Source organism: Streptomyces sp. NRRL B-1347 (genome assembly GCF_000720325.1).
Classification (GTDB): domain Bacteria; phylum Actinomycetota; class Actinomycetes; order Streptomycetales; family Streptomycetaceae; genus Streptomyces.
In genome coordinates, this window is record NZ_JOJM01000003.1 from 352,232 (window position 1) to 375,624 (window position 23,393).

At 72.6% G+C, this 23,393-nt stretch carries 22 protein-coding genes, 1 pseudogene and 1 riboswitch; of the genes and pseudogenes, 11 read left to right on the forward strand and 12 right to left on the reverse strand.

The features are described 5' to 3' along the window. Positions 1-274 precede the first annotated feature (274 nt). Positions 275-1,318: a hemopexin repeat-containing protein gene (locus tag IG74_RS0104055; protein WP_030669674.1), complete on the forward strand. Its 1,044-nt coding sequence runs from the start codon at positions 275-277 to the stop codon at positions 1,316-1,318. Between the two features lie 31 nt (positions 1,319-1,349). Here the strand turns inward: IG74_RS0104055 and IG74_RS0104060 are convergent, their stop codons facing one another. Beyond that, the gene (locus IG74_RS0104060; RefSeq protein ID WP_234334199.1) at positions 1,350-1,742 is read right to left on the reverse strand and encodes a nuclear transport factor 2 family protein; all 393 of its coding nucleotides are present in this window, start codon (positions 1,740-1,742) and stop codon (positions 1,350-1,352) included. Here IG74_RS0104060 and IG74_RS0104065 point away from each other — a divergent pair. Beyond that, on the forward strand, positions 1,723-2,133 hold the full coding sequence (locus IG74_RS0104065) for a MarR family winged helix-turn-helix transcriptional regulator (protein ID WP_030669677.1): 411 nt from the start codon (positions 1,723-1,725) through the stop codon (positions 2,131-2,133). The genes IG74_RS0104060 and IG74_RS0104065 overlap by 20 nt on opposite strands. An 18-nt stretch (positions 2,134-2,151) precedes the next feature. Here the strand turns inward: IG74_RS0104065 and IG74_RS0104070 are convergent, their stop codons facing one another. From IG74_RS0104070 to IG74_RS0104090, 5 genes are all read right to left on the reverse strand, one after another. Beyond that, on the reverse strand, positions 2,152-3,273 hold the full coding sequence (locus IG74_RS0104070) for an ABC transporter substrate-binding protein (protein WP_030669679.1): 1,122 nt from the start codon (positions 3,271-3,273) through the stop codon (positions 2,152-2,154). Between the two features lie 32 nt (positions 3,274-3,305). Continuing rightward, the gene (locus IG74_RS0104075) at positions 3,306-4,409 is read right to left on the reverse strand and encodes an acyltransferase family protein (protein WP_051854573.1); all 1,104 of its coding nucleotides are present in this window, start codon (positions 4,407-4,409) and stop codon (positions 3,306-3,308) included. Positions 4,410-4,608: 199 nt separating this feature from the next. Further along, positions 4,609-5,640: a hemolysin family protein gene (locus IG74_RS0104080; RefSeq protein WP_030669685.1), complete on the reverse strand. Its 1,032-nt coding sequence runs from the start codon at positions 5,638-5,640 to the stop codon at positions 4,609-4,611. After that, entirely contained in the window at positions 5,637-6,965 is a 1,329-nt protein-coding gene (locus IG74_RS0104085; RefSeq protein ID WP_030669687.1) for a hemolysin family protein, read from the reverse strand. Before IG74_RS0104085 ends, IG74_RS0104080 begins: the two co-directional genes overlap by 4 nt. Before the next feature lie 192 nt (positions 6,966-7,157). Then, the gene (locus tag IG74_RS0104090) at positions 7,158-7,643 is read right to left on the reverse strand and encodes a flavodoxin family protein (RefSeq protein ID WP_234334221.1); all 486 of its coding nucleotides are present in this window, start codon (positions 7,641-7,643) and stop codon (positions 7,158-7,160) included. Between the two features lie 129 nt (positions 7,644-7,772). On the opposite strand from IG74_RS0104090, the gene IG74_RS0104095 reads away from it, so the two are divergent. From IG74_RS0104095 to IG74_RS0104115, 5 genes are all read left to right on the forward strand, one after another. Then, complete coding sequence (locus IG74_RS0104095) at positions 7,773-8,210, forward strand: hypothetical protein (RefSeq protein WP_158857422.1); 438 nt, start codon at positions 7,773-7,775, stop codon at positions 8,208-8,210. A 146-nt stretch (positions 8,211-8,356) separates the two neighbouring features. Continuing rightward, entirely contained in the window at positions 8,357-9,004 is a 648-nt protein-coding gene (locus IG74_RS0104100; protein WP_030669693.1) for a DUF3105 domain-containing protein, read from the forward strand. Between the two features lie 60 nt (positions 9,005-9,064). After that, positions 9,065-9,730 carry a DsbA family protein gene (locus IG74_RS0104105; protein ID WP_030669695.1) on the forward strand — a complete coding sequence of 222 codons (666 nt, stop codon included), beginning with the start codon at positions 9,065-9,067 and terminating at the stop codon, positions 9,728-9,730. A gap of 181 nt (positions 9,731-9,911) precedes the next feature. Then, complete coding sequence (locus tag IG74_RS0104110) at positions 9,912-11,306, forward strand: MFS transporter (protein ID WP_030669697.1); 1,395 nt, start codon at positions 9,912-9,914, stop codon at positions 11,304-11,306. Further along, positions 11,303-12,526: an FAD-dependent monooxygenase gene (locus IG74_RS0104115; protein ID WP_030669699.1), complete on the forward strand. Its 1,224-nt coding sequence runs from the start codon at positions 11,303-11,305 to the stop codon at positions 12,524-12,526. The genes IG74_RS0104110 and IG74_RS0104115 overlap by 4 nt, the downstream gene beginning before the upstream one ends. Positions 12,527-12,566: 40 nt before the next feature. Here the strand turns inward: IG74_RS0104115 and IG74_RS0104120 are convergent, their stop codons facing one another. The 3 genes and pseudogenes from IG74_RS0104120 to IG74_RS0104130 all read right to left on the reverse strand — a co-directional run. Continuing rightward, entirely contained in the window at positions 12,567-13,262 is a 696-nt protein-coding gene (locus IG74_RS0104120; protein ID WP_030669700.1) for a response regulator transcription factor, read from the reverse strand. Beyond that, complete coding sequence (locus tag IG74_RS0104125; protein WP_030669702.1) at positions 13,259-14,530, reverse strand: sensor histidine kinase; 1,272 nt, start codon at positions 14,528-14,530, stop codon at positions 13,259-13,261. The genes IG74_RS0104120 and IG74_RS0104125 overlap by 4 nt, the downstream gene beginning before the upstream one ends. A gap of 202 nt (positions 14,531-14,732) precedes the next feature. Next, positions 14,733-17,006 (reverse strand): annotated as a pseudogene (locus tag IG74_RS0104130) (MMPL family transporter); the annotation flags it as partial. Between the two features lie 355 nt (positions 17,007-17,361). Here IG74_RS0104130 and IG74_RS0104135 point away from each other — a divergent pair. Continuing rightward, the gene (locus tag IG74_RS0104135) at positions 17,362-17,712 is read left to right on the forward strand and encodes a hypothetical protein (RefSeq protein ID WP_030669706.1); all 351 of its coding nucleotides are present in this window, start codon (positions 17,362-17,364) and stop codon (positions 17,710-17,712) included. A 112-nt stretch (positions 17,713-17,824) separates the two neighbouring features. On the opposite strand, the gene IG74_RS0104140 is transcribed toward IG74_RS0104135, so the two are convergent. Then, positions 17,825-19,117, reverse strand: a complete 1,293-nt coding sequence (locus tag IG74_RS0104140; protein ID WP_051854574.1) for an MFS transporter — start codon at positions 19,115-19,117, stop codon at positions 17,825-17,827. Between the two features lie 55 nt (positions 19,118-19,172). Between IG74_RS0104140 and IG74_RS0104145 the strand changes: the two genes are divergently transcribed. From IG74_RS0104145 to IG74_RS0104155, 3 genes are all read left to right on the forward strand, one after another. Then, positions 19,173-20,159, forward strand: coding sequence for an ArsR/SmtB family transcription factor (locus IG74_RS0104145; protein WP_030669712.1), 987 nt, complete (start codon positions 19,173-19,175; stop codon positions 20,157-20,159). A 294-nt stretch (positions 20,160-20,453) separates the two neighbouring features. Next, positions 20,454-21,002: a DUF1062 domain-containing protein gene (locus tag IG74_RS0104150; protein ID WP_030669716.1), complete on the forward strand. Its 549-nt coding sequence runs from the start codon at positions 20,454-20,456 to the stop codon at positions 21,000-21,002. Positions 21,003-21,418: 416 nt separating this feature from the next. Then, positions 21,419-21,604: riboswitch (cyclic di-AMP (ydaO/yuaA leader) on the forward strand. Between the two features lie 9 nt (positions 21,605-21,613). Then, a complete protein-coding gene (locus IG74_RS0104155; RefSeq protein WP_030669719.1) occupies positions 21,614-21,883 on the forward strand; it encodes a hypothetical protein in 270 nt (89 codons plus the stop codon). 211 nt (positions 21,884-22,094) lie between these two features. Here the strand turns inward: IG74_RS0104155 and IG74_RS0104160 are convergent, their stop codons facing one another. Both IG74_RS0104160 and IG74_RS0104165 read right to left on the reverse strand, forming a co-directional pair. Beyond that, entirely contained in the window at positions 22,095-22,385 is a 291-nt protein-coding gene (locus IG74_RS0104160) for a hypothetical protein (RefSeq protein ID WP_030669722.1), read from the reverse strand. Positions 22,386-22,436: 51 nt separating this feature from the next. Beyond that, positions 22,437-23,360: a zinc-binding dehydrogenase gene (locus tag IG74_RS0104165; RefSeq protein ID WP_030669725.1), complete on the reverse strand. Its 924-nt coding sequence runs from the start codon at positions 23,358-23,360 to the stop codon at positions 22,437-22,439. Between the last annotated feature and the right edge of the window lie 33 nt (positions 23,361-23,393).

Genomic DNA, 23,393 nt, shown 5'->3' on the forward strand with positions numbered 1-23,393 from the left:
CCCGCCACGAATCCGGCCATGGGCCGCGCGACGGGTGATGCCGTCCGTCCGCGGCACGGAGCGGCCGGAGGAGAGAGGGGATTCACCTCCCGGGCCCGGCGCGGGCGGCGCGGAGCGGTGTGCGGCGGTCGGCCACCGGCCGGTCCCGGCCCGGTGTTCACGGGTCGCCGCCCTGGTGGGGTATTCGGCCATTCGTCTCCTTCAGCCGTTTGGTCGCGAGTGCCGGGGGGAGCTAGCGGAGGATCATCATCCGATATCCCCTTCAGGAGAACCTGTGATCCAGGCTGCTCTGACCTTGCACGACGAATACGCCCATTTCTTCCGCGGTGGGCAGTTCATCGCGTACAACATGACCAAGGACACCGCCCCGCAAGGCGTGCGGGCCATCACGGACGGCATGTCCGATCTGGCGGGCACGGTCTTCGCCGACAACCTGGACGCCGCGGTCGAGTGGCTGATGGGCAGCGGAGAGGTCTATCTGTTCAAGGGTGACCAGTGCGCCCAGTACGACGTGGGCGGCGACCAGCTGATCGCGGGTCCCGTATCCATCGCCGAAGTCTGGCCGGAGCTCGACAAGGTGGGCTTCGGCGACGGGCTCGACGCCGCCTTGTGGTTCACCGGGAAGCCGGAGGGCGAGCTCCCTTACGACTACTTCATCTACTTCTTCAAGGGCGACCAGTACGTCAGGTACGACGCCAGGACCGACGAGATAGCCGAAGGACCGAAGCGCATCGCCGCGGCCTGGCCCGGCCTGGAGGAGGCCGGGTTCGACAGCGGCATCGACGCGACGACCCGGCGCGAGGTCTTCCCCAGGACGCCGGGCGCCCCTTCGGAGAGCTACACGTACTTCTTCAAGGGCGACGAGTACCTGACGTACGACATGAGGAACGACGAGGTCGTCACCAAGCCCCGGCCCATCGCGGACGGGTGGGGCCGGCTGAGCGACACCGACTTCGCCGGCGCCGACGCCCCGGCGGCCACCGAGAGGGTCGCGCGGGCCTGGTACACCCTCGCGTTCGCCCACCCGGGCGAGCGCGCCGATCCGGAACCGGAAGGGAAGGTCTGGCTCCGGACCAAGGACGGCGCGCAGTTCCGGCTGTGGACCCAGCGCAAGGTCAGGAACGAGGCCCCGGCCCGGACCCTGTTCGCCAACGCCGTCGACCTCCCGTTCAGTGCCGACGACATCGCCGCCGTCCACGCCGACGTCGACGAGGGCGACGGCCGTCTCGCCCGCGGCTCCGTGCCGTTCACCGGCAACGGCACCTACACCCTCGCCTCCACGGAGGGCAGCGTCACCGTCGAACTCACCGTGAGCTGACCGGCCGTGGCCCGTCGCCCCGGCCCGCTCCTCACTCCTCCCGCATCCACGCGAGGGCGATCCGCGACGTGCTGACGCGCCAGCCCGCCGGGGTCCGCAGCAGCGTCCAGTCGACGTGCAGACCGCTCGTCCGGTACGGCGGTTCGCCCGCGCGGTAGAAGTACGTGATGCCGTTCGCCGAGGCCTTCGCGCGGTCGCCGTCCAGGGGCACCAGGACGTCGCTGTGGACGTGCTGAGTGCGCTCCCCCTCGACGTGGCTCCGCTTCAGCAGGGCGATGACTTCCGCCAGGCCGCGCGTCTCGCCGCGGGGCGAGTGGGCCACGACGTCCTCGGCGTAGACGGTGTGGACCTCGTCGTAGCGCTGTTCGTCCAGCAGCCCGGCCAGGCGGGCGAAGAGTTCGGCGATGTCGAGCTGGCTGATCACACAGCTGGCCGTGCACACCCGTCGGCTGGTGTCCGACGGCTTCGCCGCCGCGGGCGCGCGCGGCTACCACTACCGGATCCTGGCCGCACTCCACGAGTTCGGCCCCATGAGCCAGGCGGAGCTCGGCCGCCGGTGCCGCGTCGACCGCAGCGACGTCGTGACGGCCGTCAACGCGCTCACCGAGCAGGGCTTCGTCGTCCGCGCCCCGGACCCGGACCACGGGCGCCGCAACAAGGTGACCCTCACCCCGGACGGAACCCGGCAGCTGCGCGCCATGGACCGGGTGCTCGACCAGGTGCAGAACGAACTGCTCGCCCCGCTGTCGAAGGAGGACCGGCAGACCCTGACGCGGCTGCTCGGCCGCGTCCTCGCCCACCACGAACCGCGGTGACCCGCCCGGTCGCCGCCCTCAGCCGACGTGGCGGATCCGGAAGCGGTCGACCGCCGCCGGGTCCCGGTCCGCGACCTGGACCGGCGGCCAGGCCCACTGCCACACGCTGATCCCCGGCGTACGGGAGAACCGGATCGGACCGCGGGTGCCGTCGACCGCGACGCGCGGCCAGGCCGCGGCGGTGCCCGCCCGGTCCGTGCCGTGCGTACGCAAGACGTCGGCCAGGACGGTGACCGTGTCGTAGCCCTCGAAGGCGACGAAGGAAGGCTCTTGGTCCAGCTGCTCGCGCAGGACCTTCGCGACGCGCGCGCCGAGCGGGCCGAAGTGCTCGGGCAGATAGCGCAGGAACGGGATCCCGGCGCCGTCGGCGCCCAGGAGCGTCGCCCACTCGGGCAGCTCCGGCTGCCCCGCCGGAGCACCGATCAGGATCTCGCCGAGGCGCTCGTCACGGCGTACGGACCTGACGACCGGCACCGCCGGTTCCGGGTGGCCGACCAGCAGCAGGAGGGCCGTGGCGCGTTGGTCGACGAGTGCGTCGCACACCGCCTCCGGGGCGAGCGCGCTCATGTCGAGCTCGGTGACGGTGCCGCCGCGCGGGGCGAGGTGGTCGCGCAGGATGCGGATCCCCGATGCCCAGTAGACGCTCGGCTGGGTGGCCACGGCGACGCGGCGGTGGCCCGCCGCGAGGAGGAAGTCCGCGTAGATCCGCCAGCCGTGGGACTGCGCGGGGGCGAGGCGCGCGACCTGGTCCGTCGGCTCGTCGGTGAGCGCGTCGAGGACCGCTGACGAGCAGAGGAACGGCAGGCCCAGGGCGTCGGCCCTGGCGGCGGCGGCACGGGCGACGACGCTGTGGTACTCCCCCGCCAGGGCGGCCACGCCCAGGCCGGCCAGCTCGTCCACGGCCGCCGCGGCCCGCTGGGGATCGGCCGCGGTGTCCCGTACCACCAGCTCCAGTGGCCGTCCGCCTATCCCGTCGGCGTCGTTGACCTCGCGGACGGCCAACTCCAGTCCGGCGAGCAGGTGCCGGCCCGCCTCCGCCCAGCCGGGCCGGGTGAGCGGCACGAGCACGCCGATCCGGACGGACGCTCCGTCAGTCCGCCCCGCTCCGGGTGCCGTTGATGACGATGGTGACGTGCTCATGTGCAGGTCTCTCCTGTACGACGATGGGGTGCTCAGGGCGCGCTCCGCGCCCTTCTGCCGGGGCTCGCGTGCCGGCCCTTGCCGCGTCGGGTCTCCTTGAAGGCCCACGCCATCTTCGGTTCCATCGCGAAGCGGAACAGGCGCTGCACGGGCGGGGTGCACAGCAAGGTGACGACGGTGGCGGCGATCAGGGTGACGGCGACGGCGCCGAGCGGCCGGTGGATCCAGTCGTGGTCGTACCAGTCCCAGAACCGGGAGCCCTTGGCGAGGAAGCCGTGCAGGAGGTAGCCGTACAGGGTGCCCGCGCCGAGGGCGGTGAACCACAGCCTGCGGCCCGGCACCCAGGCGAAGAAGCAGGCCACCAGGAGCAGCGAGCAGCCGAACATCGCCAGCGTCATGATGCCCCCGGCCAAGGCGGGCGCGGCCAGTTCCTGGGCGCTGTCGCGGCGGTAGAACCAGGCCGCGTTCATGCGCGGCGCCGCCCAGTAGGCGAACAGCAGCGCCCCGGCGAAGACGGGGACGGCCAGGATGCGGGCCTCGCGGCGGCGCACGATGCGGAAGTGCTCCGGCTTCAGGCACACGCCGAGGACGAAGAACGGCAGGAACTGCAGGACCCGTTGGAGGTCCAGGTCGTCGCCGATCTCGGGGGAGGCGGAGGCGAGGACCGCGATGGCGAGCGCGAGCGGCACGGGCCAGCGCACGATCTTCCACACCGGCGTGGTCAGGCGCCAGATGAACAACGCGGCCAGGAACCACGTCAGGTACCAGGGGTCGAGCAGGCTCACGGGGTACGTCGGGTCGTCGTCCGCCCCGCGCTTGAACAGCGTGTACGCCGCCTCGAAGAGGACGTACGGCACGGCGATGCCCGTCACCAGGCGCTTCAGGCGCCCCGGGCTCGCGTCGAAGCTCCGCGAGAAGTAGCCGGAGATGACGATGAACGCGGGCATGTGGAAGGCGTAGACCGTGATGTAGAGCGCCGCCGCGGCGCGGCTGTCGTCGCGCAGCGGCTCCCAGGCGTGCCCCATCGCCACCAGCACGATCGCCAGGTACTTGGCGTTGTCGAAGAAGGAGTCCCGCTTGGGCGGCGCCGGTCTGACCGGTTGCGGCCTGACCGGTTGCGGCTCGAGGGTGTCCAGGTCCGGCGTGTGCCGGTCCGGCGCACGGGCCGGGACGCGGGGCAGACGCAGCGTGTCAGTCACGGGCCCTCCCGAGGGAACCCTGGAGCCTGCACTCGCGTCTTACTTCAACTGTGGGGGTGGGGAAGGCGCTGGACATCCCCAGCACCCTCCCACTCCCCTCGTGGCCCGTTCAACCCTCGCGCGTGTGACCCACCGCTCACACGTCGGCCGGGACGGCGGGGTCGGGGCCGACGAGTTCGGACAGGACGTCCTCCATCGTGACGAACCCGATGACAGTGCCCCTGTCGCCGGTGACGGCGGCCAGGTGACTGTCCGTGGCACGCAGCGCGGTGAGGGTGTCGTCGAGCGGGGTGTCGATGCTGACCCGGGTGAGCGGGTGCAGCACGGCGCGGGCGAAGGGCTGTTCGCGGTCGGCGACGCCGAGGGTGTCCTTGATGTGCAGATAGCCGAGCAGGGCCCCGCCCGCGCCGGTGACCGGGAAGCGGGAGAAGCCGGCCCCCGCGGCCACCTGCTGGAGGCGGGCCGGGGTGACGTCCTCGTCGACGGTGCGCATCCGCGCGACGGGGACGAGGATCTCGCCGACCGGGCGCGTGCCCAGCTCCAGGGCGTCCCGCAGCCGTTCGCCGTCCGCGGCCGACAGCAGGCCCGCCTGGCTGGAGTCCACGACCATGCGGGCGAGCTGGTCGTCGGTGAAGACGGCCTCGACCTCGTCCTTCGGCTCCACCTTCAGCAGTCGCAGCAGGCCGTTGGCGAACGCGTTGATGCCGAAGACCAGGGGCCGCAGGGCGCGCGTGAGGGCGACCAGGGGCGGGCCGAGGATCAGTGCGGTCGGCACGGGGGCGGCGAGGGCGAGGTTCTTGGGGACCATCTCGCCGATCAGCATGTGCAGGTACGTCGCCACCGCCAGGGCGATGACGAACGCGATGGGGTGGATGAGCGCGCCGGGGATCCGGGCCGCCTCGAAGGCGGGCTCCAAGAGGTGGGCGATGGCCGGTTCCGCGACGGCGCCGAGCACCAGCGAGGAGACGGTGATGCCGAGTTGGGCGGTGGCCATCATCGCGGAGATGTGCTCGATGCCCCACAGCGTGACGCGGGCCCGGCGGTTGCCCGCGACGGCCCGGGGTTCGATCTGGCTGCGGCGCACGGAGATCAGGGCGAACTCCGCGCCGACGAAGAAGGCGTTGGTCACCAGGGTCAGGGCGCCGACGAGGAGCTGGACGGTGGTCATCGGGCGTCCTCCATGACCGGCAGCGCGGCGGGCGCGAGGATCCGGACGCGGTCGGCACGGTGGTGCTCGACCGCCAGGACGGTCAGCCGCCACCCGTCGATGTCGACGCCGTCCGCCTGCGCGGGGATGCGGGCAAGACGGGTCGCGATCAGTCCCGCCAGGGTCTCGTACGGGCCGTCGGGCGCGCTCAGACCGATGGCGTCGAGCTGGTCGATGCGGACGCCGCCGTCGGCCTCCCACACCGCCCGGCCGTCCCGGTCCGGCGCCGCGGGCACCAGGTCGGGGGCCTCCACGGGGTCGTGCTCGTCGCGGACCTCGCCCACGACCTCCTCGACGATGTCCTCGACCGTGGCGACCCCGGCGGTGCCGCCGTACTCGTCGATGACGACGGCCATGGTCCGGGTGGCCCGCAGGCGCTCCAGGAGGCGGTCGGCGGGCAGGCTGTCCGGCACCAGGAGCGGCTCGGTCGCCAGGTCGGTGACCGGCGTGAGCCGCCGCTTGTCCGGGTCGAGGGCGAGGACGTCGCGGATGTGGACGCTGCCGACGACCTCGTCGAGGCTGTCGCGGTAGACGGGGAAGCGGGACAGGCCGGTGGCGTGGGTGAGGTTCGCCGCGTCCTGCGCGGTGGCGTGGACTTCGAGGGCGCGGACGTCCACGCGCGGGGTCATCACGTTCTCCGCGGTCAGCTCGCTCAGGTGCAGGGTGCGGACGAACAGTTCGGCGGAGTCCTGCTCGATGGCGCCCTCCGCGGCCGAGTGCCGGGCCAGGGCGACCAGTTCGTCCGGGGTGCGGGCGGAGGCCAGCTCCTCGGCGGGCTCCAGGCCGAAGCGGCGTACGACCCGGTTCGCGGTGTTGTTCAGATGCCGGATGAAGGGCCCGAACGCCGCGGTGAAGCCGCGCTGCGGGTCGGCCACCACCTTGGCGACGGCCAGCGGGCGCGAGATCGCCCAGTTCTTCGGCACCAGCTCGCCGACGACCATCAGGACCACGGTGGACAGCACGACCCCGAGGACCGTGGCCACGGACGGGGCGGCCCCGCCGAGGCCCGCGCTCTCCAGCGGCCCGCGCAGCAGCGCCGCGAGGGACGGCTCGGCGAGCATGCCGATCACCAGGGAGGTGACGGTGATGCCGAGTTGCGCGCCGGAGAGCTGGAAGGTCAGGCTCCGCACCGCCTTCAGGGCGCTCTGCGCGCCGCGCTCCCCCGCCGTGACGGCCTGTTCCAGATCACCGCGCTCGACGGTGGTCAGGGAGAACTCGGCGGCCACGAACACGGCGCAGGCGAGCGTGAGGAGCAGGGCCAGGAGCAGCAGCAGGACCTCGGTCACCGTGCCACCCCCGTTCCCTCAACCTCTGGCTGCGGGCGGGGAATGGCACGGCTGGTACTGGGAGGCTCACCCATCGCGGGTCCGTGGCTCCTTCTCGTGACGTGTGCGTGGATCGGTGTCGGCGAGCGCCGACGCGGCGCTTGCTTCTACAGTCACTGTAAAGGAACGGCAAACCCCGCGACAGGGGCGAGGTCACCCGCCGGCCGGGCCCCGCACCGGCATCGCGCCGATCCGGGTCGGCAGCCCCGCGGCGAACGCGCGCGCCGCTTCCAGGTCGGCGGCGTGGGGCCGCCCCTTCCTGACGCCGCCGACGGGCTTGAAGAGAGCCATGGTGTCCCACCCCCGGCAGGAGAAGGTGTCGACCACCTCGAAGTTCCGCCGCTCCAGGAGCCGCACGAGGGGGCGGGTGAAGGGCCGGAACGGCGCTTCGGGGAACCCGCTGGTGGCGAACACGAACGCCCTTCGGTGCTCCCCCTTCGGCAGGGACGCGGCGAGCTCAAGGAGTCGCGGGTGGAGGGCCATCGAGTAGACCCCCGAGCCGAAGCCGACGAGGTCGCACGTGGAGAGCTCCGCGACATCGACGTCTTCAGGGGCGACGACGGGGGCGTCCAGGGCCTGCCCCATGACGTCGGCGACCTTCTTCGTGTTGCCGTGCGACACGGACACACAGACAATCATGGCCTTCACGGCGATGCTCCTCTCGTTGCGGGCGCCCATAGGACACGGCCCGAGCCGCGACCGTGACACCGGTCCGCCGTGACCTGCGTCACCTCCCGCCCCGCGAGCGCCTTGGCTACGATCTCCGCGATGGGCAATCGACAGCGGGGCACCGGGAGCGCGGCCAGGCGCGCCGCTCCGTTGCTCGTGGTGCGCTGCGCCGCTCTGTTCGCCGTGCTGGTGTGGATGCTGCCGGTGTGCGGCCACGCCTCGAACGCGGCGGCGCCTCTGCCGGTCGCCTCTGCCGATTCCCTGGCGAGCAGCGCGACCTCTTCCGCGACTAGTACGAACGTTCTACCTAGCCGCGACCACATCTGCCCCGACAGGGAGCACGGGCCCGGCGACGCGCACTGCCGCCCGGTGACCGGGGCCGCGGTCGCCACCACCCACCCCGCGCCGGTGCCGCTCCCGCTGTCGACGGACGTGACCGCCGCCCCCTGGGTGGCGCGGTCCGCGGCCGCGCGCGGGGCACCGGCCGATCCCGCCCCCACCCCCGGCATCCACCAGTTGCAGGTCCAGCGGACCTAGGAGCGGCCCTCCGCACGGCCCGGCGCCCGTCGTCGTACGGCCGTGCCCGCCGCTTCCCCCTGCCGCCGCGATCGTCGGCGCGCAGGCCGCCGACCAGTCGCAACGCACCGCCGCACGCCTTCGTGCGGCGGGGACAAGGACATGCCATGGGTTCTGCCGGAGCCAAGCAGAAGCGCGCCGACCGCCGCGCGAAGATCGAGGAGCTGCGCCGCGCCGAGGCGGCGCGCCAGCGCCGCAACCGCATCGTCACCTGGACGTGCAGCGGTGTGGTCGTGATCGCCGCGGTAGCGGGCAGTTGGTACCTGGTGGACCGCTCCGCGACACGGGACGAGCAGCAGGAACGCGCGGCCGCCGCCCCGATCGAGGGCGAGAGGTCCTTCAAGGACCTGGGCCGCAACCACGTCAGCACACCCGTCGACTACAAGACGTCCCCGGCGGCGGGCGGCGACCACAACCCCGTCTGGATGAACTGCGACGGCGTCCCGTACGACAAGGAGATCGACGAGACCAACGCGGTGCACTCGCTGGAGCACGGCGCGGTCTGGGTCACGTACAGCGACAAGGCCGCCGACGCCGAGGTGCGCGCCCTCAAGGCGCGGGTGCAGAAGACCCCGTACTCGCTGATGAGCCCGTACGCCGACCAGTCCGCGCCCATCACCCTGTCCGCCTGGGGCAAGCAGCTGAGCGTGACGTCGGCCTCCGATCCGCGAGTGGGCAAGTTCTTCACCAAGTACGTGCAGGGCGCGCAGACCCCGGAGCCGGGCGCCGCCTGCACCGGAGGCAAGGCGGTGTGAGGACGGCCCCCGCCCCGCCTTCGTGACTGACTCACTCCCGGCACCCCGCACCAAGGAACCATGAACAAGCTCAAGCGAAACCTGATCGTCACCGCCGTGATCGCCGCGGTCCTCGCCGCCGTCCTCGGCACCGCCCTGCTCGTCTCCCCCGACGACAGCAGCGGTGGCATGGACGTGCGCCCCGCAGCGAAGGCGCAGGCCGTGCGCGCGGACAGCCATCGCCTCAGCGACCCGAAGAAGAGCGAGCTGACCGTCGTCGAGTTCCTCGACTTCGAGTGCGAGGGGTGCGGCGCGATGTATCCGGTCGTGGAGAAGCTCCGCGAGGAGTACGGCGACCGGGTCACCTTCGTCGCCCGCTACTTCCCCATGCCCGGCCACCGCAACGGCGAGCTCGCCGCCCGCACCGCCGAGGCCGCCGCCCGGCAGGGCAAGTTCGAGGAGATGTACACCAAGATCTTCACCACCCAGAAGGAGTGGGGCGAGTCGCAGGACTGGAAGGAGGACGTCTTCCGCGGCTACGCCAAGGACATCGGCCTGAACCTCGGCAAGTTCGACGCGGCGCTCGCCGACCCCGGCACGGCAGGACGCGTCCAGGCCGACCAGCGCGACGGCCTCGGGCTCGGCGCGCGCGGCACCCCGACGTTCGTCGTCGACGGCGAGCTGGTCCCGACGCCCGCTTCCTACGAGGACTTCAAGGCCCTCATCGAGGAGCGGCTGTCCGACTGACGGCCCCGTAGTGCGCGGGCACCAAGGCGCGGGAGCGCCTGGTCCCCGCGCACCAGGCGAAGACGGCGGCGGAGGACGATGCCGGGCCGGACGCCGAAGGCAAGTCTTGGAGGCGCGTGCAACCCACGCGTCTCCCTTGCCCAGCGGCGTCTGGAGTGATCAGCAGGTGAAGAGCCCGTCCGTGTCCGAAGCCGCGGCTGCCCCGGTCCGTGCAGGCAGGTGGTCGATCGGTGCCCTCGGCGTCCTGGCGCTCGCCCTGGGCACCTTGCAGTCGGTCCTTGAGCCCGCGCTCCCGCAGTTGCAGCGCGAGTTGGGGGTCAGTCCCGCCGAAGGGGCGTTGATCGGCAATACGCTGCTCATCACCGGAGCGGTCGTCGCGCCCGTCGCGGGCAAACTCGGCGACCGCTCCGGCGGGAAGCGCGTCCTCGTCCGGCTGATGGCCGTGGTCTCGGCCGGTGGTCTGCTGGCCGGTCTGGCGCCGAACCTGCCGGTGCTGCTGCTCGGCCAGGTGCTCCAGGGCGTCATGGTGGGTGCGCTGCCCCTCTCCTTCATCCTGGTGCGCAAGCACCTCACGGCGGCGGAGTCACGCCTTGCGATCGGCCTCGTCATGGCGCTGTTCACGGGCGGCGGCATGGTGGGGACGCTGATCGCCGGGCCGCTCGCGGAAGGGCTGTCCTGGCACTGGATGTTCGTACTGCCGACGTTCGCGATCATCGTGACGACGGTGGTCGTGGCCCGGCTGCTGCCGCACGATCCGCCGGTCCGGCCGGAGAGCGGGATCGACTGGCCCGGGGTGGTGCTTCTGAGCGGCACGCTGCTCGTGTTCATGCTCGGGCTCGTGCGGGTGACGGGCGCAGGACTGTCGCCGCTCGCGGCCGGTGCCGTCGCGGCGGCCGTGGCCGCCCTCGCGACCGGATGGGTCGTCGTCGAACGCCGGGCGGCCGCGCCGATGGTCGATCTGCGCATGCTGGCACGGCCCGCGATGTGGCACGCGTGCGTGCTCACCCTGGTCGTCACCGCCGGCTTCGGGATGGTGACCTTCCTGCTCCCGCAGCTGTTCGCGCTGCCGGCCGACGGGTACGGCTTCGGGTTCGGCACCACCGACATCGGACTGCTCCTGCTGCCCGGCGCCGTAGCCGGGGCGGTGAGCGACTCGGTCGGCGGGATCGCGGCGCGGCGCTTCGGCCTGCGGGCCGTGCTCGTCGTGGGCGCCCTCGTCACGATGGCCACGGCGATCGCCCTGGCGGCGCTGCACACCGCGGCGTGGCAGCTCGTCCTCGCGAAGGTGCTGACCGCGATCGCCGCGGGCGTCGGCAACACGGCCCTGCTCACCCGCGCCGCCACCGCCGTCGAGACCGAGGACACCGGCATCGCCACCGGCCTGCTCATGGTGACACGGGTGATCGGCATCGCCGTGGGCGTCCAGGTCGGCGGCGCGCTCCTCGACGCCGACGTCGACCCGGCGACGGGTCTGCCGGCCGAATCGGCCTTCGTCACGGGCTTCGTCGTCGCCGGGCTCGTCGCCGCGTCGGCCCTGCTCGTCATCCGCTTCACGAAGAAGGGAACCCACGCATGACATCCACCGGCCATTCCACGGACGTGCGTACCGCCGCGCAACGCACCGTACTGATCTCCGGGGCCAGCATCGCCGGGCCCGCCCTCGCGTACTGGCTGCACCGGGCCGGATTCACGGTCACCGTGGTGGAGAAGGCGGGCGCGCTGCGCGACGGCGGGTACCCGATCGACATCCGCGGCACCGCGACGGAGGTGGTCCGGCGGATGGGGATCCTGCCGCGGCTGCGGGACGCGCACATCGACGCGCGTCGCTGCACCTTCCTCGACGCCGAGGGCGGCACGGTGGCCTCGCTCAAGCCGAGCACCGTGGTCGGCAGCGTCGAGGGGCAGGACGTCGAGGTGCGTCGCGGGGATCTGGCCGGGCTCCTGCACGCGATGGTCCGCGACGACGTGGAGTTCCTTTTCGGCGACTCCATCGACACGCTCGACCAGTCCGCACAGGGGGTCGACGTCACGTTCCACAGCGGGCGACAGCGCACGTTCGACGTGGTGGTCGGCGCCGACGGCATGCATTCGCGCACCCGGGAGTCCCTGTTCGGCCCCGAGGAGCAGTTCCACCGCTACCTCGGCTACTTCTTCGCCCTCTTCACCGTGCCGAACACCTTCGGGCTCTCCCACGAGCTCGTGATGTGGAACACCCCGGGGAGGGCCGCGGCCCTCTACGCCGTCGGGGACGACGACGAGCTGCACGCCTTCCTGACCTGCCACCGACCGGAACCGCCGCTGGCCGCCCTCCGGAACTCCGACGCCCAACGCGAGCTGATGGCAGCGGCGTTCGCGGGCGCGGGATGGGAGGTCCCCGGCTTGATCGGCGCCCTGCGCGAAGCGGACGACCTGTTCTTCGACACGACCGGTCAGATCCGCATGCCGCACTGGTCGAAGGGGCGCGTCGCGCTCGTCGGCGACGCCGCGTACGCCCCCTCGTTCCTCACCGGACAAGGCACGAGCCTCGCTCTCGTCGGTGCGTACGTGCTCGCCAACTCCCTGGCCACGCACCGGGACCACACCGCCGCCTTCGCCGCCTACGAACGCGACGCGCGCGAGTTCGTAGCCATGAACCAGGCCCTGGTCGACAACGGTGGGGCCACCCTCTTCCCCACCACGGCACCGGCCCTGGAGCAGCGCAACACCATGCTGCGCGCCCGCGCCACCATGCCCTCCGCGACCGTACGACCGGCTCACTCGGCCCTGGCACTGCCCGCGTTCGCCCCGCTGCCGTGACCTGAGACGCGTCCAGGAAGGGAAGGGCGTCGGCGCCGCGCTAGTGGGAGGCGGCGCCGTCGTCGGGGCCCGCGTGGGCCAGGCCCGTGCGGTAGGCGATGACCACGAGTTGCGCCCGGTCACGGGCCTCCAGCTTCGTCATGGCGCGCTGCACGTGGGCGCGGACGGTGAAGGGGCTGAGGAACATCCGCTCGGCGATCTCCTGGTTGGACAGGCCGGTCGCGACGAGGGCCACCATCTCGCGTTCGCGCGGGGTGAGCGCGGCGAGCCGGTCGGAGTGGCGCGGCGGGGCGGCGGTGTCCGGCGTGGCCAGGAAGCGGGCGACCAGGGAGCGGGTCGCGGCGGGCGACAGAAGGGTGTCGCCCGCGGCGATCGTCCGCACGGCGTCCAGCAGTTCCTCGGCCCCGATGCCCTTGCCGATGAAGCCGCCGGCCCCCGCGCGCAGCGCCTGGGCGACGTGTTCGTCGGTCTCGTACGTGGTGAGGATCAGGATGCGGCTGCCGCGCAGTTCGGGGTCCGCGCAGATCTCCGATGTCGCGGTGAGACCGTCCACGTCGGGCATGCGGATGTCCATGATGACCACGTCCGGGCGCAGCTCCCGGGTGAGTCGCACCGCTTCCCTGCCGTCGGCGGCCTCGCCGACCACGGTGATGTCGTCGGCGGAGTCGAGGAGCAGCCGGAAGGCACCGCGCAGCAGGGCCTGGTCGTCGGCGAGCAGCACGCGGAGCGTTTTCACGTCGCGCCTCCCTGTCCGTCGTCCGTCCGTCCGCCTTCTGCGTCGGCCGTCCGTCCGTCGCGTTTGGCGGGTGGCAGGGGCAGTTGGGTGGAGACGAGGAAGCCGCCCTCCGGGCGCCTGCCCGCGGCGAGGTGGCCCCCGACCGCGGTGGCGCGTTCGCGCATCCCGATCAGCCCGTAACCGGGCGGACGGTCCACCGCCATGGGCGCGCTCGCTGCCGTACCGCTGCCTCCTCCGTCGTCGGCGACGGTGATGGTCACGCGATCGCGGTTCCAGTCGAGGCGCACCCGGGCGCTACCGGTGCCTGCGTGTTTGGTCACGTTGGTCAGGGCCTCCTGGACGATGCGGTAGGCGGTGAGGTCCACTCCGGGCGGCAGCGGCCTGGGCGTGCCCTCCTGGCGCACCGACACCTCAAGGCCCGCGCGGCGGAAGGATTCGAGGAGCGTGGGAAGCCGGGAGAGGCCGGGCGCCGGTTCGGCGGGCGCGGCCGCGTCCCCGGACTGGCGCAGCAGACCGACCGTGGCCCGCAGGTCGTCGAGCGCGTCGCCGGTGGTCTCGACGAGCTCCCTCAGGCTCTTGCGGGTCTGCTCCGGGCGGGTGTCGAAGAGGTGGGCGGCGACCGTGGCCTGCGCGTTGGCCAGGGTGATCTGGTGGGCCACGAGGTCGTGCAGTTCGCGGGCGATGCGCACCCGTTCCTCGGCCACTCTCCTGCGCGCCTCGCTGTCCCGGCTCTCCTCCGCCCGCAGGGCCCGCTCCTCCACGGCCGCCAGATAGGCCCGCCGGTTCCGCACCGAGCGGCCGAGGACTCCTGCCACCAGCGGGAACGCCGCCACGGCCCCCACCCTGCTCGCGTCCTTCCAGGAGAGGGCGCCGAACAAGGGGGTGGCGGCGAGCAGGAGGGCCGCGGAGATGAGTAACACCCCGCTCGCCGCGCGCCGTTCGTTGCGTACGGTGAGCGCGTACGAGTACGCGGTGATCACGGCGGGGGCCACGATGAGCGGGCTCAGCAGGAGCCCGAAGGGCGGCACGAGCATGGCGCTCGCGGTCGTGACCACCATGACGACCAGCGGTGCCCGGCGCCGCAGCGGCAGCACGGCGCTGGACACCACGGCGATGAAGTAGGCGGCGGCGGACGGCGGTGACAGCGGGCCGTCGTCGTCCCGCAGCACACCGCCGAGCAGACAGAGCGCGAAGGCCGTCGCCGTGACCGCTCCCTCCCGCCACCACGTGCCGCGTGGTCGCGGGCCGCCGCCGTCCGTGTGCGTCATGGCGGGTTCAGTGCCGGTGCCGGCCGACGGGGAGCCGCGGCACCGCCGCGTCCTGCACCGCCGCGTCGTGCACCGCCGCGTCGTGCGCGGTCGCGTCGTGCGCGGTCGCGTCGTGCGCGGTCGCGTCGTGCGCGGTCGCGTCGTGCGCGGTCGCGTAGTGCGCGGTCGCGTAGTGCGCGGTCGCGTCGTGCGCGGTCGCGTCCGGTGCGGTCGCGGCTGCCGGGACGCGCGCGCTCAGCTTCTCGCCCTCGATGTCCACGTTCGGCAGCACACGGTTCAGGATACGGGGCAGCCACCAGGCCCGGTGGCCGAGCAGGGCCAGGACCGCGGGCACGATCGCCATCCGGACCACGAAGGCGTCGAAGGCGACGGCGGCGGACAGGCCGACGCCCATCGTCTGGATGGTCGGGTTGGTCATCCCGATGAACCCGGCGAACACGCTGATCATGATGATGGCCGCGGCGGCCACCACGCGTCCGCTGTGCCGGAAGCCGTTGACGATCGCCTCGCCGGGGGACGCGCCGTGGACGTAGGCCTCTCGCATCCGGCTGAGGAGGAAGACCTCGTAGTCCATGGCGAGGCCGAAGACCATGCCGATGACGAGGATCGGCATCAGCGACATGACCGGTCCTGTCTGCTCGATGCCGATCAGGTCGGCCGCCCAGCCCCACTGGAAGACGGCGACGAGGACGCCGAAGGCGGCACCCACCGACAGGAGGAAGCCGAGCGCGGCCTTGACCGGGACCAGGATCGAGCGGAAGACCACCGTCAGCAGGAGCACGGCGAGGCCGATGACCACGGTCAGATAGGGGACGAGGGCGTCGGACATGGCTGCGGAGATGTCGATGTTCATCGCGGTCTTGCCGGTCACCAGGACGTCGGCGCCCGTGGAGGCCTCGACGCCGGAGGCCGCGCCGCGGATCTCGTGCACCAAGTCCTTGGTCTCGCCGCTGTTCGGCGCGGACCGCGGGACGGCGGTGAGGACGGCCGTGTCCTCGGCCCGGTTGAGCACCGGATCACCTACCGAGGCGACCCCGTCCACTCCTCGTACGGTCTTGACGACCAGGTCCGTGGCGGCCCCGCTGTCCGCGGCCTCCGACGTGTCCACGACCACGGTCAACGGGCCGTTGAAGCCGGGGCCGAAGCCTTCCGACAGCAGGTCGTAGGCGCGGCGCTGGGTGGTCTCCACCGACTTGGACTCGTCGCCGGGCAAACCGAGTTCGAGGCTCAGGGCCGGCAGGGCGACCGCGCCGAGACCGAGTCCGGCGATCAGCAGCACGGCCACCGGGCGGCCGAGCACGAACCGCGCCCAGCGGGTGCCCATGCCCATGCGCTCCGCTGGATTCGCCGCGACGGTCCTTCGGTCGCCTGCGGATGCGTCGTGGCTGGTCGCGCCGCGCGGCGGAGCCGCTGTCGAGGACAGCCCCGCGCCCTTTCGGGGCGCTCCCGCGGCCTCGCGCACGGCACGCGCCAGCACCCGTCGGCCGAAGAAGCCGAACAGCGCGGGGGTCAGGGTCAGTGCGACGAGCACGGCGAGGGCCACGGCGCCCGCCCCGCCCAGGCCCATCTTGGTGAGTTCGGGGATTCCGACGACCCCGAGGCCCACCAGGGCGATGAACACGGTCGCGCCGGCGAAGACGACGGCGGATCCGGCCGTGCCCACCGCACGGCCCGCGGCCTCCTCCGGATCGCTGCCCCGGGCGCGCTCGTCGCGGAAGCGGGAGGTGATGAAGAGCGCGTAGTCGATGCCGACCGCGAGGCCCAGCATCAGCGCCAGGATGGCGACGGTGTCCGTCAGGCCCAGCGGCACGGCGAGCGCGGAGACCAGGCCGAAGGCGATGGCCACGCCCACGAAGGCGGTGAGCAGCGACAGTCCGGCCGCGACGAGGGAGCCGAGGGTGAGGACGAGGACCACCGCGGCCACCACCACGCCGACGATCTCCGTCGTACCGCCCGGCGCCTCGCCCGCCTCCAGGGCCGAGCCGCCGATCTCCACGGTCAGGCCCGCGTCCCGGGCCTGGCTCGCGGCACCTTCGAGGGCGCTCTTCGCCGCCTCGGTCAGGTCGGCGGCGTCCGCGGTGTACGTGATGGTCGAGTAGGCGATGGTGCCGTCCTCGCTGACCGCTCCGGTCTCGTAGGGGTCGGTGGTCGACGCGACCTGATCGCCGTCGTCCAGCAGGCCGAGCGCCTCCTCGACGGCCGTCCTGTTCTCCCTGGCCGTCACCCGCTGCCCGTCCGGGGCCCGGAACACCAAACGGGCCTCGGCGCCCTGGGAGTTGCTCTGCGGGAAGCGCTCGTCCAGCAGGTCGAACGCCTTCTGCGACTCGGTGCCCGGCATGGAGAGGTCCTCTTCCTCCGCGGCCGGCGCGATCGCGGCGGCCGCGACGGCGAGCACCAGGGCGCCCAGCCACAGACCGCCCACGAGCCGGCGCCGCCGGAAGGCCCACCGTCCGATCCGGTAAAGAAATGTCGCCACCTGCTGATCACTCCAGACACCACTGGGTGGATGGGGAAACGCGTGGAATTCACGCGCCTCCCACCCTTCCTCCGGGCGCCTCGCCGGGCATCGTTCCCTGCCGCCGTCCTGCGCTGGTGCACCGGGACCAGGCACGCACGCGTCCTGGTGCCTACGCACTAAGCGCTTCGCTGGAAGTAACGCGCTGTGCCGTCATTCTGCTGCGGCGCCGTCGTGGCTGGTCGCGCAGTTCCCCGCGCCCCTTCGGGGCGCTCCCGTACCGCAGCGGACTTCGCCGCACCCGCTTAGAGGCGCGGCGGGGGTTCGTCCGGATACCCGGACGAACGTGCCCTGACCGGATCGGTAGATTGATCACATGTCCTCCGTACTCGTGGTCGGTTACGACCCCCAAGCCATTCCCGGCGGCGACGCGGCAGCCGTACAGGCGGTGCTCGACGGGCAATTGGCCCGGTTCGCCGAGCTCGGTGTCGAGGCGGCCATGACGGTGGTCGTGTTCGACGAGTCGGCCGAGCCCGTTCTCGTCAAGTCCCTGACCAAGCGCCCGTGGGACGTCGTGGTCGTCGGCGGCGGGATCCGCAAGACCGAGCAACTGCTGCCCCTCTTCGAGCAGATCGTGAACCTGATCCGTCGTCATGCGCCGCAGGCCGCCGTCGCGTTCAACAGCAACGGCGGCGACACGGTCGAGGCGGCGCGGCGCTGGCTGTGAGTGCCGCTGTACGTCGACGCTGGGTGCCGCCGTACGTCAGCGGTGAGTGCCGCCGTACGACTGTGGTGTCGGCTGCGAGTACCGTCCGGCGGCCACGCTCCGGGCGAGTTCCTCACGGCTGACTCTCGGCGGCGGGCGAGGCCGCCTTGGGCACCACGGCTCGGGACGGTGCCTCCGGGAGCTGTCGCAGCGTGCGCAGGGGTGAGCGGAAGACTGGCACGAACGCGCACGCCATGCACACCGCGCCCGCCCACACCGCCACGCGGACGTCCGCGAGTTCACCGATCACCCCGGCGAGCACCGAGGCGACGGCGAGCGCCCCGGTCAGCAGGAAGCGGAAGGTGGCGTTCATGCGGCCGAGGAGCGGGTCGGGGGTCAGATGCTGGCGCAGGGTGACTCCCAGGACGTTGTCGATGCCCGTCTTCACCATGGCGGTCAGCCACCCGGCGCCCGCCACCCACAGCCACGGCCCCTCGCCGACGAGCGCCACGGCGAGGGTCGCGGGGGCGCACCACAGTCCGGCGCGCGCCAGGGCCCGCCCGTGCCCGAGCCGGGCCGCGAGGCGGCGGGCGGAGGCGGCGCCGAGCAGCAGCCCCAGGCCTCCGACCGCCCAGTAGAGGCCGAGCGCCCCGGCCGACAGGCCCAGTTCGCGGGTGAAGAGGACGGGCAGCATGGCGTTGACCATCTGCGCGCCGAGGTTGGCGAGCGCGGCGGTGAGGGCGAGGGCGCGCAGTTCGGGGCTGCCGAAGACGTGGCGCAGGCCCTCCGCCACCTCGGCCCGCAGGCGTCCCCGGGCGGCCTTCGGCTCCGGCGGCACCCGCCGTCGGCCGACGCCGGTGAGGCCCGCCGCGGCGGCGAGGTAGGCGACCGCGCCGCCCGCGACCGCCAGCGGGGCCGTGACGAGCTGCACCAGGAAGCCGCCCGCGCCCCGGCCCGCGATGTTGGCGCCCGCCATCAGGCTCACGACGGCGGTGTTCGCCGGGACGAGGCGTTCGCGGCCGACGAGGTCGGGCAGCACGCTCTGCGAGCCGACGTCGAAGAACACGGTGGCGCAGCCGTTCAGGAGCACGACCGCGTACAGCTGCGGCAGGGACAGCGCGTCGAGCCACCAGGCGACGGGCACGGAGGCGAACAGCAGCGCGCGGGCGGCGTCGGCGGCCACCAGGACGCGGCGCGCGGGGAGCCGGTCCACCCACGCCCCCGCGGGCAGCCCGATCAGCAGGAACGCGGCGGTGGCGAGGGCGGCGAGCGCGCCCGCCTGGCCGGGCCCCGCGTCCAGGACGGTGACGGCGAGCAGCGGGATCGCCACATAGCCGATGTTGGTGCCGAGGTGGCTGAGCGCGCTCGCCGCGAAGAGCGTACGGAAGTCCCGTACGCGCCACGGGGAGCCGGAGGCTGGGTTCATGCGCGACACGGTGCGCGATCACTGGGAGCCCGCCCATTGATTTAGCCTCAGCTGAATGATCGCGATCGAGTTCGGCACGGAGGACGTGGCCCGCACGCGCTTCGCGCTGTCCCCGCTGTGGGAGGTGATGGCGAGCGTGCGGGTGCTGAAGGGCGCGGACGAACAGGGCCTGCACCGGGCGTGGGTGGAGCAGGTACGGCCGCGCATCGCCGCCGCGGACGTCGATCTGTCCCCGCTCCTCGACCTCGTACCCGTGCCGAGGCGCTCGCCGTGGGCGGGCTTCGTGCCCGGTTTCCTCTGCCCGCCGCCCACGACGCCGCTGCCGTCGCTCGCGGTGGAGCTGGCGACGGTGCGGGCCACTCCCCCGTCGCTGCTGCGGACGAAGGCCGACGTGCCGCCCGCACGCATGGCGGCGCTGCGCGCGGATCCGGCCGCGGAGCTCGGCCGCCTCGCGGAGGTGATCGAGGCGTACTGGGAGCTGGCCCTGGCCCCGTACTGGTCGCGGATCCTCACCCTCCTGGAGGGCGACATCCGCTACCGGGCGGGCCGGTTGGTGGAGGGCGGCGCGCAGCACCTGTTCGCCGACCTCGATCCGCAGGTCACCTGGGCGGGCGGCACGTTGCAACTGGAGCACCGCACCGCCCGCGGGTCGCGCCCGCTGGACGGCCGGGGCCTGCTGCTCGTGCCGTCCGCCTTCGTGTGGCCGCGGGTCTTCACGATCCTCAACGAGCCGTGGCAGCCCTCGCTGCGCTATCCGCCGCGAGGGGTCGGCACGCTCTGGGAGTCCCGCCCCGTCCCGGTCTCCGAAGCCCTCGCGGGCGTGGTGGGCCGCTCCCGCGCGACCCTCCTGGCCGAGCTGACCGCGCCCGCGTCGACCACCGCCCTCGCCCGGCGCACCGGCCTCACCCCCGGCGGCGTCTCCCAGCACCTCACGCTCCTGCGCACGGCGGGCCTGGTGAGCGCGCACCGGGCGGGCCGCCAGGTGCTGTACGCGCGCACCCGGGCGGGCGAGGCCCTGGTGGCGGCGGCCGAGTCGAGCTAGGCCCTGGGGGGTGGCGGCCGAGTCGGGCCAGGCCCGGGTGGCGGCAGCCGAATCAGGCCAGGCGGTCAGGCGGTCAGGCGGTCAGGCGGTCAGGCGGCCAGGCGGCCAGGCGCCCGATATTCGGTGGAACGGCGCCGCCGCCCTCCCCTACCGTGCTGCCGGACCGAGTCGCCGAGGCAAGGACGTGCCGTTGTACACCGTGTGAGACCCCCCGAGCGCTGATGCGTCGCGCGTCGCACCTGTGCGCCGCGCTCCTTTTTGCTGCGGTCTTCTCACTGGAACCGGTGTACTTCTGTGCTCAACACCTGGGTTGTCATGCCCACTCGCCTTCCGCTCGTCCTCCGCCGTTGCCACGCGTGCGCGTCCGATCACTTCCGGGCGAACGGCAAGTTCCGCGTCAACGCCCACCACAAGCTCATCGACGCCTGGCTCCTCGTGCTCTGCACCTCGTGCGGGGACACGGCGAAGCTCACGGTCTTCGAGCGGGCGCAGGTGCGCTCCGTGCGCCCCGAGCTGCTCGACCGGCTGCACGCCAACGACGTCGGCCTGGCCGCCGAGTTGCTCCAGGACCCGGTCGTGCTGCGCCGCAACCGCGTCGCCCTCGACTGGGACGGCGCCTGGCGCCTGGACACCGGCGGATCGGATCACCTGGACCGCGAGGTGGTCGACATATCGGTCCGCTTCGCGGCCCGCGTTCCCGTCCGTCCGGTGCGGCTGGTCGCCGAGGGCTTCGGTCTTTCCCGGGCCGAGGTCGGGAGACTGATCGCCGACGGGAAGCTCGTGTCGGCGGTCCGCCTGAGCGGCAAGCTCACCGGCGACTTCACCTTCACGCTCAAGCGCTGAGCCTTCCCCCTTGGGCCCGGGGCCTGTCCGGCGGGATCCGCAGGACAGGCCCTGGGGGATGGCGCCCGTACAGGGCGAGCAGAGACCCCCACACGGACCCGAGCAAGGCACGAGAGCCATCGGCCGGACTTGACCGTGGACGGCAAACCCCGGCCGCGAGGCCGTCAATGGCGTGGGTCACACCGATGCCGCGCGCGTCCCCGGGTCGACTGAACGGCGACGCGCAGGCCTTCTCCAACTCGCCGCCCTGACCTGCGACTTCACGGACTTCCCCCGAACGAACCAGTCGTGAGGAATCACACAGAACCCATACCCGGAGTTGGCTTTTCGCTCCCGGTACGTGAACGTCCATTCCAAGCCCTCACACCCTTGGTGAGGCGGTCCGGGCGGGCGCCGAGTCCTGCCGCCGTTCCGGACGTCAAGCGACGCACAATGAACATCGGCAGGAGCGGGGGACCCAAGGTAAGTGCCCGTCCTCGCGCAACCGACTTGACGTTCGGTCAGTCAGCGGAGACGGCTTGGGGTGAAGCCACACACGTGGCCGGACCACTTCGCCAGTCCGAACCCGACAGCTCACCTCGTAGGCGGATAAGCGAAGGTGAAGGTTGCACATGAGTGCGACGCACAACAACCCCCAGGTCTCGGGGGCCGGTTCTGGTTCCAGTGGTGGGAACGAGGACGACGGATCCAAGAAGATCCGGAAGTTCGAAGCCGCGATCATCCTGCTGGTGGGAGTGATCGTCGGCATCCTCGCCGGGATCGTCAGCCGGACGATGGATCACGCCTCGTACTTCCAGGCCATCACCACGGGGGTTGTGGTGGGGGTCGGGCTTCCCGGCTTCATCATCATGATCATCAGGTACGTCCGCAACCAGTCGTGACCAGGGTGTACACGGCCGGCTCCGCGTAGTCTCCGCCACTCATCCGGGGACACCGGCATCAGGGGTCTTGCCTTCATGGTGATCCCGTGGAAGGCACAGACGGGTCGAGAGAGGTCTTGGTACGAACCCAAGGCCTCTCTCTTCGTGTGCGCACGACGATTCGTGTGCGAACGGCACCACGATGCCCCGGTCAGGTGCCGCGACGCCTCGGTCAACGGCGGTGGTGTGCCAGGCCCCGCGTCACGGCGGGAATGACCGCGGCGCCCGCCACCACGAACATCGCCGTGAAGCCGACGAAGCCGCCCGTCGGGACGGGCTCGGCCGCCGCCTCGGAAGGACCCATCACGAGGGAGACACCCGCCGCGCGTACGACCGCCTCGTAGGCGCCCGCGACCACGAGACCGGCCAGGGGCGCGGTCCCGACGGCCTTCCACGCCGGCCGGGTCACCGCCGCGCGCCCCGAAATCCGCGTGCCTGCCTGCGCGTTCACCGTGGTGGCCATGTCGTTCTCCGTCGCGTCGAGCGGTCGCGTGCTGTCGAAGGGGTGGACGGCTCATCGGTCCGCCGGGGACTCCTTCACGTCGAGGACCGCCTTGCCGCGGACGCGGCGGCCCAGGAGGGCGTCGGCGGCTTCCGCGGCGGCGTCCCACGGGCCGCGCCAGCCGATCTGGGGGTCGAGGCGGCCCGCCTCGAGGAGGCCCAGGAGGTGGCCGAGGTCCTCGCCGAAGGGGCCCGTGACGTTGAAGTTCTCCAGGCGTCCGCGGGCCGACCTCGTGCCCGCCAGCTCGAAGTCGATGGTGGTGGGCTCACGGGACGCCCGGCCGACGGCCTGGACCACGCCGTCGTCCTCGATCCGGTAGAACGCCTCGGCCAGCTGCGCCCCACCCACGGTGTCCAGGACGCCGTACACCGGCAGGGTCAGGCCCTTCGGCCCCCGCACGGTCTCCGCCGCGCCGAGTTCGCGCAGCCCCGCGGCGCGCTCCGGACTGCCGGTCGAGGCGATGACGTGCGCCCCCGCGAGCGCGGCGAGCTGCACCGCGAAGCGGCCGACGCCCCCGGACGCGCCGGTGACCAGGACCCGCCGGCCCTCGATCTCGCCGAGCCGCCGCACCGCCTGGAGGGCGGACACCCCGGCGACCGGCAGCGCGCCGGCCGCTCCGAGGTCGACCGCGTCAGGGACGACCGCGAGGTCCGCGGTGTCGACGGCGCGCAGTTCGGCCCAGGCGCCGGACCAGCCGAACCCGACGACGCGGGTGCCCGCGGCGGGGCCCGAGCCGTCGCGGGCGGGCGTACGGACGACGCCCGCCGCGTCCCAGCCGGGGATGTGGTCCGCGGATGTGTCGGGCGAACGGAAGGCCAGCTCACCGAAGTTGAGGGAGATGGCGGCGACCTCGATGAGCGCCTGCGTGTCCCGAGGCTCGGGGTCAGGGGCGGGCGCCAGGCGGAGGCCTTGCGGTCCGTGGAACAGTGCGCGCATCGCGGCGCTCCTTCTGTGCGGTGGTGGGGCCGG